This is a genomic window from Mycobacterium sp. AZCC_0083 (assembly GCF_014202335.1).
Taxonomy (GTDB): domain Bacteria; phylum Actinomycetota; class Actinomycetes; order Mycobacteriales; family Mycobacteriaceae; genus Mycobacterium.
On record NZ_JACHGP010000029.1, the window covers coordinates 1 to 12,963 of the forward strand.

General features: G+C 62.8%; 13 protein-coding genes and 1 pseudogene. 7 read left to right on the top strand and 7 right to left on the bottom strand.

Annotated features, from left to right (window positions below):
* Positions 1–244: 244 nt before the first annotated feature.
* Together HNP02_RS40405 and HNP02_RS40410 are read right to left on the bottom strand one after the other, a co-directional pair.
* Positions 245–1,615 (bottom strand): FAD-binding oxidoreductase, encoded by a 1,371-nt coding sequence (locus tag HNP02_RS40405; protein ID WP_184446389.1) that lies wholly within the window; start codon positions 1,613–1,615, stop codon positions 245–247.
* Positions 1,616–1,677: 62 nt separating this feature from the next.
* Positions 1,678–2,472 carry an IclR family transcriptional regulator gene (locus HNP02_RS40410; protein ID WP_184446391.1) on the bottom strand — a complete coding sequence of 265 codons (795 nt, stop codon included), beginning with the start codon at positions 2,470–2,472 and terminating at the stop codon, positions 1,678–1,680.
* Between the two features lie 167 nt (positions 2,473–2,639).
* On the opposite strand from HNP02_RS40410, the gene HNP02_RS40415 reads away from it, so the two are divergent.
* From HNP02_RS40415 to HNP02_RS40425, 3 genes are all read left to right on the top strand, one after another.
* Entirely contained in the window at positions 2,640–3,068 is a 429-nt protein-coding gene (locus tag HNP02_RS40415) for a heme-binding protein (RefSeq protein WP_221318592.1), read from the top strand.
* A 324-nt stretch (positions 3,069–3,392) separates the two neighbouring features.
* Positions 3,393–4,253 (top strand): LLM class F420-dependent oxidoreductase, encoded by an 861-nt coding sequence (locus tag HNP02_RS40420; protein ID WP_184446395.1) that lies wholly within the window; start codon positions 3,393–3,395, stop codon positions 4,251–4,253.
* A 308-nt stretch (positions 4,254–4,561) separates the two neighbouring features.
* Positions 4,562–5,089, top strand: coding sequence for a MarR family winged helix-turn-helix transcriptional regulator (locus HNP02_RS40425; RefSeq protein WP_184446397.1), 528 nt, complete (start codon positions 4,562–4,564; stop codon positions 5,087–5,089).
* Between the two features lie 378 nt (positions 5,090–5,467).
* Here the strand turns inward: HNP02_RS40425 and HNP02_RS40430 are convergent, their stop codons facing one another.
* Both HNP02_RS40430 and HNP02_RS40435 read right to left on the bottom strand, forming a co-directional pair.
* Positions 5,468–5,908 (bottom strand): nitroreductase/quinone reductase family protein, encoded by a 441-nt coding sequence (locus HNP02_RS40430; protein WP_309241874.1) that lies wholly within the window; start codon positions 5,906–5,908, stop codon positions 5,468–5,470.
* A gap of 119 nt (positions 5,909–6,027) precedes the next feature.
* Positions 6,028–6,783 (bottom strand): SDR family oxidoreductase, encoded by a 756-nt coding sequence (locus HNP02_RS40435; RefSeq protein ID WP_184446399.1) that lies wholly within the window; start codon positions 6,781–6,783, stop codon positions 6,028–6,030.
* Positions 6,784–6,884: 101 nt separating this feature from the next.
* On the opposite strand from HNP02_RS40435, the gene HNP02_RS40440 reads away from it, so the two are divergent.
* Positions 6,885–7,754 (top strand): helix-turn-helix transcriptional regulator, encoded by an 870-nt coding sequence (locus tag HNP02_RS40440; protein ID WP_184446494.1) that lies wholly within the window; start codon positions 6,885–6,887, stop codon positions 7,752–7,754.
* On the opposite strand, the gene HNP02_RS40445 is transcribed toward HNP02_RS40440, so the two are convergent.
* Positions 7,735–7,989, bottom strand: a complete 255-nt coding sequence (locus HNP02_RS40445; protein WP_184446401.1) for a hypothetical protein — start codon at positions 7,987–7,989, stop codon at positions 7,735–7,737. The two genes, HNP02_RS40440 and HNP02_RS40445, sit on opposite strands and share 20 nt — an antisense overlap.
* Before the next feature lie 105 nt (positions 7,990–8,094).
* A complete protein-coding gene (locus HNP02_RS40450; protein WP_184446403.1) occupies positions 8,095–8,811 on the bottom strand; it encodes a FadR/GntR family transcriptional regulator in 717 nt (238 codons plus the stop codon).
* Between the two features lie 56 nt (positions 8,812–8,867).
* Between HNP02_RS40450 and HNP02_RS40455 the strand changes: the two genes are divergently transcribed.
* The 3 genes and pseudogenes from HNP02_RS40455 to HNP02_RS40470 all read left to right on the top strand — a co-directional run bounded on the left by HNP02_RS40455 (position 8,868) and on the right by HNP02_RS40470 (position 12,304).
* Positions 8,868–9,662: a gamma-glutamyl-gamma-aminobutyrate hydrolase family protein gene (locus HNP02_RS40455; protein WP_184446405.1), complete on the top strand. Its 795-nt coding sequence runs from the start codon at positions 8,868–8,870 to the stop codon at positions 9,660–9,662.
* 174 nt (positions 9,663–9,836) lie between these two features.
* Complete coding sequence (locus HNP02_RS40460) at positions 9,837–11,426, top strand: amino acid permease (RefSeq protein ID WP_184446407.1); 1,590 nt, start codon at positions 9,837–9,839, stop codon at positions 11,424–11,426.
* Positions 11,427–11,488: 62 nt separating this feature from the next.
* Positions 11,489–12,304: pseudogene (locus HNP02_RS40470) on the top strand (LLM class flavin-dependent oxidoreductase).
* Here the strand turns inward: HNP02_RS40470 and HNP02_RS40475 are convergent.
* Complete coding sequence (locus tag HNP02_RS40475) at positions 12,240–12,773, bottom strand: MarR family winged helix-turn-helix transcriptional regulator (RefSeq protein ID WP_221318586.1); 534 nt, start codon at positions 12,771–12,773, stop codon at positions 12,240–12,242. The pseudogene HNP02_RS40470 and the gene HNP02_RS40475 overlap by 65 nt on opposite strands.
* Positions 12,774–12,963 lie beyond the last annotated feature (190 nt).

Sequence of the window (12,963 nt, forward strand, 5' to 3'; positions counted from 1 at the left end):
ACACGGAGATGGATCTGCTCGACACGACCTGGACGTAGTCGTAGTCGCGATGGCCCTGGCTGTCCTTGCCCCGGTAGACGCGGATGGTGCGGTACACGCGAAAACCCAAATGCAGAACTCTGCATCACTCCAGGTCAGAGCTTCGGGAAGTGACACAGAGGCTGAGAAGCCGAGTGTCGAGCGCGCCCCGCCATGGCTCCCACTGGTAGGGACTGACCGCGCCGGGTTTAGCTACTAACGAAAGCTAAACCGCTGCACCGGGATTCATGATGCCGTCCGGGTCGAGCGCCGCCTTGACTCGGCGATTCAGTTCTAGCACTTCGGGACTCAATTGGTTCGCCAACCAAGGGAGCTTCACCCGCCCCACGCCGTGCTCGCCGGTGATGGTCCCGCCGAGCTCGATCGCAAGATCCATGATCAAGCCATAGGCTTCTCGCGCACGCGCAGCCTCGGCGACGTTCGCAGCGTCGAACACGATGAGCGGGTGGGTGTTTCCGTCGCCCGCGTGAGCGATCACCGCAATCATCAGGCCGAGTTCGTTCGCGATCCTTGCGATGCCACCGACCAAGGCACCCAGCTTCGGGAGCGGGACGCCGACATCCTCGAGCAGAAGAGGGCCCTTCTTCTCGACCGCAGGAATGGCCATCCGTCGTGCCACGACGAAGGCTTCACCGGTCTCCGGGTCGTCGGTGGACACCACCTCCAACGCGCCGTTGGCCTCACAGATTTCGGTGATCCACGCGATCTCCTCGCCTGCATGGACACCCGGCTCGTCGGACTGGATGACGAGCAACGCCTCGGCGTCGCGGTCCAGGCCCATGCGCAATTCGTCTTCGACGGCGTTGATGGACGCACGGTCCATGAATTCGAGCATCGATGGTCGCATCCGACGGGTGATCGCCAGCACCGTCTCCATCGAGCCTTCCAGTGTGGGGAACGAAGCCACCAGCGTGGCCGGCGGACGTTGCGCAGGGAGGAGGCGCACGGTCGCCTCCGCGATGATCCCGAGTGATCCCTCGCTCCCCACGAACAACTTGGTCAGGGAGAGACCGGCGACATCCTTCACGCGCGGTCCACCAAGCTTGACGACGGTTCCATCGGCGAGCACCACGGTCAGCGCGAGAATGTAATCGGTTGTGACCCCGTACTTCACGCAACACAGACCGCCAGCGTTCGTCGCGATGTTGCCGCCGATCGAGCAGATTTCATACGACGAAGGATCGGGCGGGTACCACAGGCCTGACTGCGCGGCTGCCGCCTTCACCTCGGCGTTCAGCGCGCCCGGCTGGACGATGGCAGTCCGGGTCAATGGATCGACCTCAATGCCAGTCATGCGTTCGGTCGAGATGACCAAGCACCCATCGAACGCCGAAGCTCCACCCGACAGACCAGACCCTGCGCCACGCGGAACGATGGGGATCTGGTGCTTCGCGGCGTACCGCACGACGGTCTGGATCTCCTCGACGCTGGTCGGTCTGGCCGCGGCCAGCGGCATCCCGACGTCCGGGTCCTGCGACCGGTCGCGCCGGTACTTGTCCAACCGCACCTCGTCAGTGACGATCGTGCCGTCGGGGAGCTGGCGCACCAGATCGTCGATGTCGAACGAGAGAGTCATCAGCCGAATCTTCCGCGATGTGGAATGAACTATCCGAAAATAGGCTCACAAGGCGGGTGGTGTCAATCGGCGCGTTCGAGAGAATCGGCCAGTGCTCTCGCAGCTGATTGCAGCAGGGGCACGGTGGACTCGACCAGACTCTCGGTCATTCGGGTGACCGGCCCCGAAACGGACACTGCCATGCCGGAGGAAAGGCCCGCGATCGGAACTGCAACGCACCGCACGCCCAGTTCCTGCTCCTGTTCATCGATGGCGTATCCGGCGGATCGAATCCGCTCGAGTTCCGCGTGGAGCCGAACGCGACTGGTGATGGTGTGCTCGGTGCGGCCAGGCAGGCCGCGCCGGTCGAGTAGGTCGTCGACTTGCGCCGAATCCAGCTGCGACAGGAGGGCCTTGCCGACCCCCGTGCTGTGGAGGTCGACCCTCTGCCCGATCTCGGTGAACATCCGCATGTGGTGTCGCGACGGAGCCTGGGCGACGTACTCGGCCTGATCGCCTGCAAGAACGGCGAGATTTGCCGTCTCACCGGTTTCGTCGACGAGATCGTGAAGGACGCGCTCGGCGACCGGGCCGATGAGAGTACGGGCACACTCTGCGAGTGGCAGGACGCGGAATCCCAGCGAGTACCGACGGGATGGCAGTTGTCTCGTGTATCCCCGCTCAGTGAGCGTTGCAAGCAATCGATGCACGGTCGGAAGGGGAAGCTGGAGGCCTGTCGCGATCTCTCCGATCGGAACCTCTGGATGCCTGCTGCTGATGAACTCGAGAACGTCAAGGGCGCGATTGACCGACTGAACACCACCGGCGGGCGAGGGATTCGATGCCGCCTGGCGATCAGGCGATGGGGAGGTGCTCATTCGGCTCATGGTGCCACGGACACGTGCGAGTCGAACGGACCACGACCGCCCGGTGATCTGCTTCTGCTTGACGCAGATCCAGGGTCCGTCGTATCTTCCAATATACGAAAATAAAACTCCGTGATACGGAAGACTACTTCGGAGAAAGAAGGGGCTTAGCGGGCATGATGTGGAACTTGAGAAGCGCCGGCACCGCGATCGCGGCCGCTCGCAAGTTCGGTGCCGAGAACGGGTTCAAGCCCCTCGCCCTGGTGGCGCTCGACGCCGGCGGGTACGTGATCGCCACTGAACGCGAAGACGGTGCGTCGAACGGACGGGTAGACATCGCATCTGGCAAGGCCACCGGTGCGCTCGAGTTCGGAATGGGCTCTCGGTCGCTGATGACACGTGCGGAGCAGCAGGCCTACTTCGTCGTCACTGCCGCTGCCGCGGTACGGACGGGTGTCGTCCCCGTACCCGGAGGTGTACTGGTTCGCGATCTCGAGGGCACTGTGCTCGGCGCGCTTGGCATCTCGGGAGACACCTCGGACAACGACGAAGCCGCGGCGATTCATGGCGTGAAGGCGACTGGTCTAACGCCCGATGCAGGCGCTTGATTCGACAATGTTGGCGCGCCTCGGCACTCCGCGGGCCGAGATCGCCGGAAGTCGTTGCTAGTATTAGCGATTCGAGCGACACACCTTGTTCGGCACCTGAAAGTCCGGGTGGCTCCACGCCGGCAATGGTCCATGACGCGATGTTCATGCCTTCGCAAGAACAACTTCCTTTCCTTTCTGGGGCACCGTGCAGCAGCACGCCCGCGATGTCCAAGCCTGCACGCTAGTGCGTCATTGCGTGCGCGCGCAAGAAAATGTTCCGGCGTTGCAAGAAGATTCGCGTCACCTGGAATAGGAAGGGGTGTTGGTGCGTTGGCGCCTGGTATGCGAATTGGCGTGGTGTTTCCCCAGACCGAGCTCGGTGGTGACGTAGCCGCGGTGCGTGCCTACGGCCAACGTGTCGAAGAACTTGGTTTCAGTCATTTGGTGGCCTACGACCACGTCGTTGGTGCCGATCCGGACGCACACACCGGGTGGGACGGTCCGTACGACGTGCGCACCACCTTCCACGAACCGCTAGTGATGTTCGGCTATCTCGCTGCGGTCACCACGACTCTGGAGCTGGTGACCAAGGTGATCATCCTGCCGCAGCGGCAGACGGTGTTGGTGGCCAAACAGGCCGCCGAGGTGGATCTGTTGAGTCAGGGGCGGTTGCGCCTTGGTGTCGGGGTGGGCTGGAATGCCGTCGAATATGAAGCTCTTGGAGAGGAATTCAGCAACCGTGGCAAGCGGGTGGATGAACAGATCGAGCTGATGCGGCGGTTGTGGACCGAGCAGACGCTGACCTTCGAGGGCAAGCATCATCGAGTCACCGGTGCCGGGTTGGCACCGTTGCCGGTGCAGCGGCCGATACCGGTGTGGATCGGTGCCATGACGCGGCCTGCGCTGGAGCGCGCGGGCCGGGTGGCTGATGGATGGTTCCCACCGATGTCGCCTGGACCCGAGCTCGATGAAGCACGTGAGATCGTCAAACGCTCGGCGATCGCGGCGGGCAGGGATCCCGCCAGCATCGGCATGGAAGCCCACATCACTTGGCATGGTAACCGGCAGCGGTTCGCCGATGAACTCGTGCAGTTCGTCACCGCAGGCGCCACCCATGTATCGGTGAACACGATGGGCGAGGGCCTGCGAACCGTCAACGAGCACCTGGACGCGATCACCACCGTGGCCGACATCTGCATCTAAAGCCCGACCCCACAACTCGCCCCGCCTGCGCCGGGGCTTGTAGGTTTGGGGGGCGCTTCCAACGGCGCCAAGAAGCGACATAACTTGCGTGCTCAAGCGAATGAGCTGCGAGCGCCACTGGTACAGCCTGTCCCACGCACGAGCACGACGATTGATGCGGCGAAGACGACGGCTACTGTGAGCAGTAGTCGTCCATCGCGGTCGGGCTGACCGCCCGCAGCAAGTGACTTGGTTGACCTGCATAATTGTCTACTTTGTGGGCTCTGGTGACTCCCGATCAGTTCGCCGCATGAGAGGAGCGTGTGTCGATGGTTGCCCAGCGTGATGCGCGAACCGCGAAGAATCGAGTTCCCCAAGGGGGCGTCGATGATGCAAAGCGGTTACGCGCTGTCGTCGACCGTTTGGAGGAGGAGACGATGCTTTGGCAGGAATTCTTGCGCGCGCATCGAACCATCATTGAGAAGATGGCCGAGCAAATGATGCGCGACCACAATCTGCCCCTTGAGTGGTTTGACGTGTTGATCCATCTCGCGGATGTGCCCGATGGGCGGCTTCGTCAGCGGGCGTTGCGCGACCGGCTCCTTCTCAGCGAAAGCGGTGTGAGCAGGCTCCTTTTGCGCATGGAGCAGGCGGGCTTCATCGCGCGCAACACCGCAGGCGAGGACAAGCGCGGCATGGAGATCAGCCTGACCAACAAGGGCCGCACGGCGGTGATCGAAGCCACTGAATCGCATGTCGCGATGGTGTCTACGCTGTTCACCGACCGACTCACCCACACTGACCTCAACGCATTGGGCCGTGTTCTGCCCAAGCTCACCGCCGGATCAGACGGTTAAGCTGCACCGCCGAACGGCGCTTAGAGACATCCATCGGAAGGGCACGTCGACTCGCGGTGCATTGTGCGCGTCGCGGGCATTCCGGCACCAGCCGTCCATGAAGTAGCCAAGTCCGTCACCGGTGCTCCGAAATGACAGGTAGTGGCCCATCTACAACGGTCGATTACGCTGACGGGTTGCGTTGAGGCGCCGACCGCGGTCCGCGATCCGGCCGTCCGGAGTTCTGCCACTGAGCAAGTTGAACGCGTCTCCGACCAGTCGCCGCCGTGAAGTACATGTGCATGCGCAAGCAAATGACAAGAACGGATTGCACGCCGCCCAACCGACGTCGCCGCGACGCAACGAGCAAGGTCTCCGCGAGAGGAAGGAGGGGGCCGGTCAGTCCCGAACGAGCTCGACGACTGGGATGATGCGAGTGGTCCTTCGTTGGTAGTCGCCAAACATGGGCATGGTCTGGGCAATCTTGGTGAAGCGCTCATCGCGTTCGGCGCCAGTCAATTCTCGTGCCGTTACGGGGATCGTCTCGGAACCAATTTCCACGGTGGTGCGCGGATTGGCCATCAAGTTGAGGTACCACGCCGGATTGGCATCTGAGCCACCGAAGCTCGCAACAACGAAGATTCGATCGCCATCGGTGAAGTAGCCAAGAGGATTGACCCGCTCGATTCCCGATTTCACACCGACATGATGGACGAGGGCCATCGTGCCTTCCTCGAACACGCCGTCCACTTTGCCGTTGTTCGAACGGAATTCGCTAATGACGGTCTTGTTGAATACGGCCATTTCCGCCGGATCCCTGGGGTCTTTCGGAGTAGTCACGTACCATTCCTCTCCAGTGAATCGAAAGTTGACGCAGCAGGTGTCGCGCCGAATTGCTTGATTTATCAAGTGTTGTGACTAACCGCGCCTGCCGGCACCGCCCGTCCGATTCAGCTGGCCTAGAATTCGGTTGCGTTGAGCGCGGAAACCACCTGCGGGTAGTCACCACGCGCCTCGCCGTAGCGCAGAAACTTCACGGCCTCGACCTGGATTTCTGGCTCGTCGGGCTCATTCTCAAGCAGGGTTAGGACCTCTGCCACAAATTCGTCGAGCGGCATCGACGCGGCGCTGTCTTCGTAGCCTGTCAGCAGAGGCGTACGAACCCCCGGCGGCACGAGTTCCTTGACTTCGACGGTGGTGTCGGCCAGTTGCAGCCGGATCGACTCACTGAGCATGTGGATCGCCGCCTTGGAGGCGTTGTAGCTCGGGGTGATCGAGAGCGGAGCGAATGCCAACCCCGAGGACACGGTCACGATCGTGGCCTTCGCTTGCGTCTGGAGGTGCTCGATGAACGCTGCGATGAGCCGGATGGGACCGAGCAAGTTGGTCGTGACGATCGATTCGGCCGTCGCGAGGAACGACTCGGGTTTGTGCCAGTCCTCGATGACCATGATGCCGGCCATGGTCACCAGGACGTTGAGTTCTGGGCGCTCGGCCAAAACCTGCTTGGCGGCTGCCTCGATGTTGGCCGGATCGGCAGTGTCGATGGTTACCGTCTGTAGTCCGGGATGCTCGGTGGCGATGCGCTCGAGCAGTTCGGTGCGGCGGCCGCCGATGATCACGGTGTTGCCTTTGGCCTGCAGCGCGATTGCGAGGCCCAACCCGATGCCGCTGGTGGCGCCCGGGATGAAGATGGTGTTGCCGGAATTGTTCATTGCTTCAGTCTGGGCGAAGCACCGCGGATCTGGCAGGCACCCGTTATCGGGGGATCGGCAATACCTGGATGATAAGTCATTCAATCTTGGTTACAGTTGGAATGGATCGTAGGGCGCTTGCCGATTTTCTCCGTCGTCACCGCGATGCGTTGCAGCCAGTCGACGTCGGGCTGCCGGAAGGCCCGCGGCGCCGGGCGACTGGTTTGCGCCGCGAGGAGGTGGCCGCGCTAGCGATGATCTCGACTGATTACTACACCCAACTAGAACAGCGTCGTAGCCCACAACCCAGCGAACAAACGCTGGCGTCGCTCGCCCGGGCGTTGCGGCTCACCGGCGACGAGCGCGATTACCTTTTCCGGGTGGCCGGGCGCAACGTCCCGTCGCAGGTGACCATCGAGGCACACGTGGCTCCGGCGCTGCTGCGCGTCCTTGACCGGCTGGGCGACGCGCCAGCACTGGTCGTGTCTTACCTCGGAGTCACGCTGGTGCAAAACCGCATGGCGGCAGCCTTACTCGGTGACCGGTCGCACTATGTCGGCCTGGCACGCAGCGAGTTCTACAGGTGGTTCACCAACCTTTCTGAGCGGTTGCGCTACCCCGAGGACCATCGCGACGGGCATAGCCGTGCCAACGTTGCACACCTGCGGGTCGCGTATGCATCAATGGGCCCACGTTCTGAGGCGGGCGAGCTCGTGCGCGCGCTGCAGAAGACCAGTTCCGAGTTTGCCGAACTGTGGGACCGACACGAGGTGGCCAGATGCTTCGCCCAACACAAAACGATCGTGCATCCCGAACTTGGTCCCATCGAACTCGATTGCCAAACGCTGCTTACTGAGGACCACTCTCAGTCGTTGCTCGTGTACACCGCAGCCCCACACAGCGAGGGAGCCGAGAAACTGGAACTGCTCGCCGTGCTCGGGCACGAACATTTCCCAACCACCGCGTCGATGATCAACACTGAATCACGTTAAGTGATGATGTCACAAGTAATTTGATTGCCGTAACGTCGGCCGGCCCTCCCGCAGACTCGGTAACCGCGCTGACGGCGACACCGGGTCTGACACGGGCGGTCGACACTGTCGCCGACAGCACGTCCATCAGATCCGGCCGGTACATCGCCAGATACGGCGCACCGAACTTGCTCTCCATTTCCGTCAACGACATGGTCGCCAGCGTGCGGCCGTCCTGCCGGCGAAGCCAGGTCATGTGGGACGGCGCCACCCAGGCGACTGATTTCTTCTTCCAATCCGAGACGAATCAGCACCCGAGTTGCGTTGAGGCCCCGCAGAACTGCAGGTATCGGTGCGGGGCTTACTGGTCGAGCTCGAGTTGACCGATGAACCAATCGAACGAGGTCTCGGCATGGGCGATCATCGCTGATCGAGCGGTTTCGCCGTCCCTGGCGACGATGGCTGTGACGATCGGATCATGGCTGTGGGGCAATCCCCTGATGACCGAGGCCAGGTTGGGAAGCGGCAAGATCAGAGCCGAGAGTCGTTCTTGGATCTCGATTTCCGCACGCACCAGGTGCTCGGAGTGCGCGGTTTCGGCGATGAGTGTATGCAGGCGCGCATCGGCGACACGACGGGGCGCAACTTCCAGGTACACCTCGTCGAAGCGATCAGCGGCGGCCTCGATCGCCCGGAACTCGTCCTCTGTCCCGCGTTCGGCGGCTAGAAGGCAAGCTTCGCCCGAGATGGCTCGGCGCCAATCGGTCAGTGAGCGTATTTGCTCGGCCGTCGCAGGGTAGGCGCTGACGGCCTCTTGCAGCCGCTCCAACACATCGTGTCGGACGTGGGTGCCACCGTTGCGGCCCCGGGTGGTCTCCACGAGGTTGAGTTCCCGCATCGACGCGAGCGCCTGTCGGAGGGTCATCGGTGCGACCCCCAGCGTCTTCGCGAGTTCGTCTTCGCGGGGAAGTTTCTCGCCGGCGCGCAGGGAACCCGCGGCGATCGCCTCAGTGAGGCGGCGCACGACCGCTTCCGGAGCGCTGGTGGCGCTGATCGGGGAAAAAACCGACGCATTCATCTGGCGAAAGATAACTTCTAGAGGTTATAGTTTATTGAGCTTCGGCAGGAGGCCCAGTGTTTGACCATATCGCGCAGCCACCAGATCCGGCTCCACGGGTGCTGATGTCATATGCCGTGAACTCGGAATTCGCCACCCCCAAGCTCACCCGCGAACTGGCCGTGCTGGCTCAGTCGATGCTGTCCTCCTTCGGCCGCGTCGGCGTCGTGCCGATCGTCACCGATGCTGCGAGCGCTCCTGCGGCGGCCGAATTGCTCGGCGGCTGTGATGGTGTCGTCATTCTCGGCGGCGCAGACCTGGACCCCAATCACTACGGTCAGCCTTGCGGGAGCGACACGATGTACGGCGTCGACACGAATGCGGACGCGTTCGAGATCAGCCTGGCCCGCGGATCCGTCGTGGCGGGGATCCCGCTCCTCGGAATCTGCCGAGGCATGCAGGTCATGAACGTCGCGCTCGGAGGCACGCTCGTCCAAGACTTGGGTGCGGGCACCATTCATCGGCTTGACGATGGACCGTCGAAGATGACCAACCACCCGGTCCGGATCGTCGAGGGAACCAAACTCGGCGAGGTCTACGGCGAGGGTGCACTGACCATCCGCTCCGAACACCACCAGGCCGTCGATGCACTCGGCACCGGCTTGATCGTTGCGGCGACGGCACCCGATGGCGTGATCGAGGCCGTGGAGCTCGAAGACCAGTGGGCCGTCGGCATCCAGTGGCATCCCGAAGACCGCAGTGCACCGATCGAACTGCTCGACCCGCTGGTCGCCGCCTTTGCCCGGGCGGCCGCTACTCGAGCGGCCACATGTCGACCTACGAGCATCCCGGATTCGCAGCCCGCCCACTAACGGTACGCGGCCCGCGTCGACACGAGAGGAGAACGACTACACACCACCAACAGGCGCCGAGCTTCGGCAAACGATTCGTCCCTCAACAGCGGCCGTCGTGTGCAATCCATTCCACGCACATCCGGTGGCGCATAACTGCATTCCTTCACCCATCCCGACACGGCAAGGATCAACATGGACAACGATAGCAAAGCCCACCCTCAACAGAAAACCTACCCCGAGTTATCTCCACAAGACACCGAGCAGCACTTGCAGGAACTGTTCTCCGGGGAAGAGGCGGGGTATCACAAGGGTCTCAAGAACCGACAGATCCAGATGATCGCGCTTGGCGGCGCGATCGGCACCGGTCTGTTCATGGGTGCCGGCGGGCGACTCGCCAGCGCCGGGCCGTCCCTGATGTTCGTGTATCTCGCCTGTGGCGTGATCTCGTACCTGGTGCTGCGCGCGCTCGGCGAACTCGTCCTCCATCGGCCGTCGTCCGGCTCCTTTGTGTCTTATGCGCGCGAGTTCTACGGCGAGAAGGCAGCGTTCGTCTGTGGCTGGGTGTATTGGTTCGGCTGGGCGATGGCTGGCATCGTCGATACCACCGCGGTGGCGCTCTACATGCACTTCTTCAGCAAGTACTGGGCCCCGATCGCGAGCGTCCCACAATGGGTGTTCGCCCTCATCGCCTTGGTGCTCATCCTGTCGATGAACCTGGTGTCCGTGAAAGTCTTTGGTGAGCTGGAGTTTTGGTTCGCGCTGATCAAGGTCGTGGCATTGGTGGCATTCCTGCTCATCGGCACCGCGTTCGTAATATTCGGCACACCCAGCGGCGGCCATGAGGTCGGATTCCAGCTGATCGCCAACAGTGGAGGCTTCTTGCCTCACGGTCTACTACCGGCAATCTTGATCGTGTCGGGCGTGGTGTTCGCGTTCGCCGGGATCGAGTTGCTCGGCAATGCTGCCGGTGAGACGGAGAACCCTGAAAAGGTCATCCCGAAGGCCATCAACACCGTCATCTTCCGCATCGCGGTCTTTTATGTCGGATCCGTGCTGCTCCTGTGCTTGCTGCTGCCGTTCACCGCGTACCAGGCAGGCGTCAGTCCGTTCGTGACGTTCTTTGGCTCCATCGGCTGGAACGGCATCGACGCGATCATGAACATGGTGGTGCTCACGGCTGCGCTCTCGTCGTTGAACGCCGGACTGTACTCGACAGGCCGGATTCTGCACTCGATGTCGTACGCCGGATCAGCACCGAAGTTCGCCAGCCGAATGAATGCCGCGGGTGTTCCGTACACCGGGATCCTGCTCACGGGCAGCGTGACGTTGCTCGGCGTCGGTCTCAATGCAGTCGTGCCCGACAAGGCGTTCGAAATCGTCCTCAACGGCGCCGCGTTCGGCACGCTGGTCTGTTGGGGCATGCTCGCGCTCTGCCAACTCAAGCTTGCGCGCTGGTCCAAGCAGGGAATCGCGCAGCGGCCCGCGACCTTTCGGATGCCGGGCAGTCCCTACACCTCGTATCTCGTCCTCGTCTTTCTCGTCGGCGTCTTCATCCTGATCGCCTTCGACTACCCGGTAGGAACATGGACAGTCGCCTCCCTGGCGGTGTTCATCCCACTGCTCGTTGCGGGCTGGTTCGCCTGCCGCAACCGCATCCTGGCGATCGCAGAGGAACGTCTCGGCTTCACCGGCGAGCTCCCGGTGCTCGCCAAACGACCACTGGCAGCAAGCAAGGAAAGCGTACCTACTCCGAAGAAGGTCGATCCGGAATCGACAGACTAACGACGCACGATTCCACCTCTGCCCCGTGATGAATCCCGGGAACCGTAAAGCTGGGAACTGTCATCGGATCACGATGTCGCAGGTGGCACGGTGCAGAGATCGGCAATCCGCTGCCCGAGATGCGCGAGTACGTGTCGGTGGTGCGCGCGCTGTTGTGGGGGCGCTCGGCGACCGAGGGCACCCGTTGGCGTTCGCTATGCGGATTCGTGGGGTTCACTGCGCGACAAGACATTCCAATCTATCTGGCGGCGCTGAGTCGAGGCATGATTCGACTGGCGGCCGAAGTCGCCGACGGCATCGTGCTGTGAGCCTGCCCGTCGAGCTACATCAGTGACGTGGTGGTCCCCGAAATCGCGGCGGTTCGCCGGGCGGCGGGCCGTGACATGACCGGCTTCGACGTCGTTGCCGCCGTGGCCGCCGCGGCTACCGACGACGTCCCTGTCGCGATGTCTGGCATTCGCGAGGAACTGCACCGCTACTTCGGGCTGCCCTTCTACCGTGCCATGTTCAGTGCGGCGGGCTACGACGCCGAGGTGGCGGCCTACGCCGCCGCGTCGGGCGACCGGGGTGCCCAATTGGCCGCGATCAGTGAACGTTTCGTCTTCGACCTGTGTGCCATCGGTGACGGGCCCACGCTGACGCAGGTGCTCGACCGCTACCGGCAGGCGGGGGCTGCCAATCCGATGATCACTCACATACGTGGCACCGACTTCGCATCCACGCTGCTTGCCCGCGGCCGACTGCCGTCCCCGGCGCATCGTCGTAACTCACGTCGGCGGCGGCTGCTGGCCCCGCTTGGTCGCGCCGATCCGGTTAGCCTGGGCGCGGCTCGTGATCGGTCCCGATCGTGGGTGGAGCTAACGCGTTGTGTGCTGTGATCGCCTTGGACAGACTCGCTTCCAGGGATTGCAGCCCCCGCAGCAACTCGCGCTGCTTCGCCGGACTCAGCTCGCCGACGGTGTCATTCTCGAGTTCGGTCCACAGTCGTTCGATGCGGTCGCGCAACGCCAACCCGGCGGGTGTCGATTCGACGAGGGCTACCCGACCGTCGTTGGGATCCGGCCGGCGGCGCACGAAACCGGCTCGCTCAACACGTTGTACGGTGCGCGACATCGAGGCCGAGTCGGTGTCGAACACGGCCGCGAGGTCTGCCTGCCGCTGCGGCCCTGCATCCCACAGGTGCATGAGCAACAGTTCGTGTCCCGGATGCAGTCCCAGTCCTTGCAGTAGTTGTCGGATCCGCATGATGTGCAGTCGAGTAACCCGGACAAGTGAATCGCTGATCGGGCCACCTGATGCCGCCGTCGACGACGGCACGCGATCGGGTGGCGCAGGATCGTTGGTCACGGCACCCACAATAGTCTTGGTCGGTCCGCATCCGAGATCTATTTGGCCGGTGCTCGTCGACTGGAATGCAGACGCGGTCGCGCGTCGAGCAAGTCGACGAGGTAGATCGTGGGAACGGAATAAGTGGCCGAAATGCATAGTTAGTTGTCCTGAACAGGTAAATGGCGGCGGGGGGAACTCGGTCGTCTGG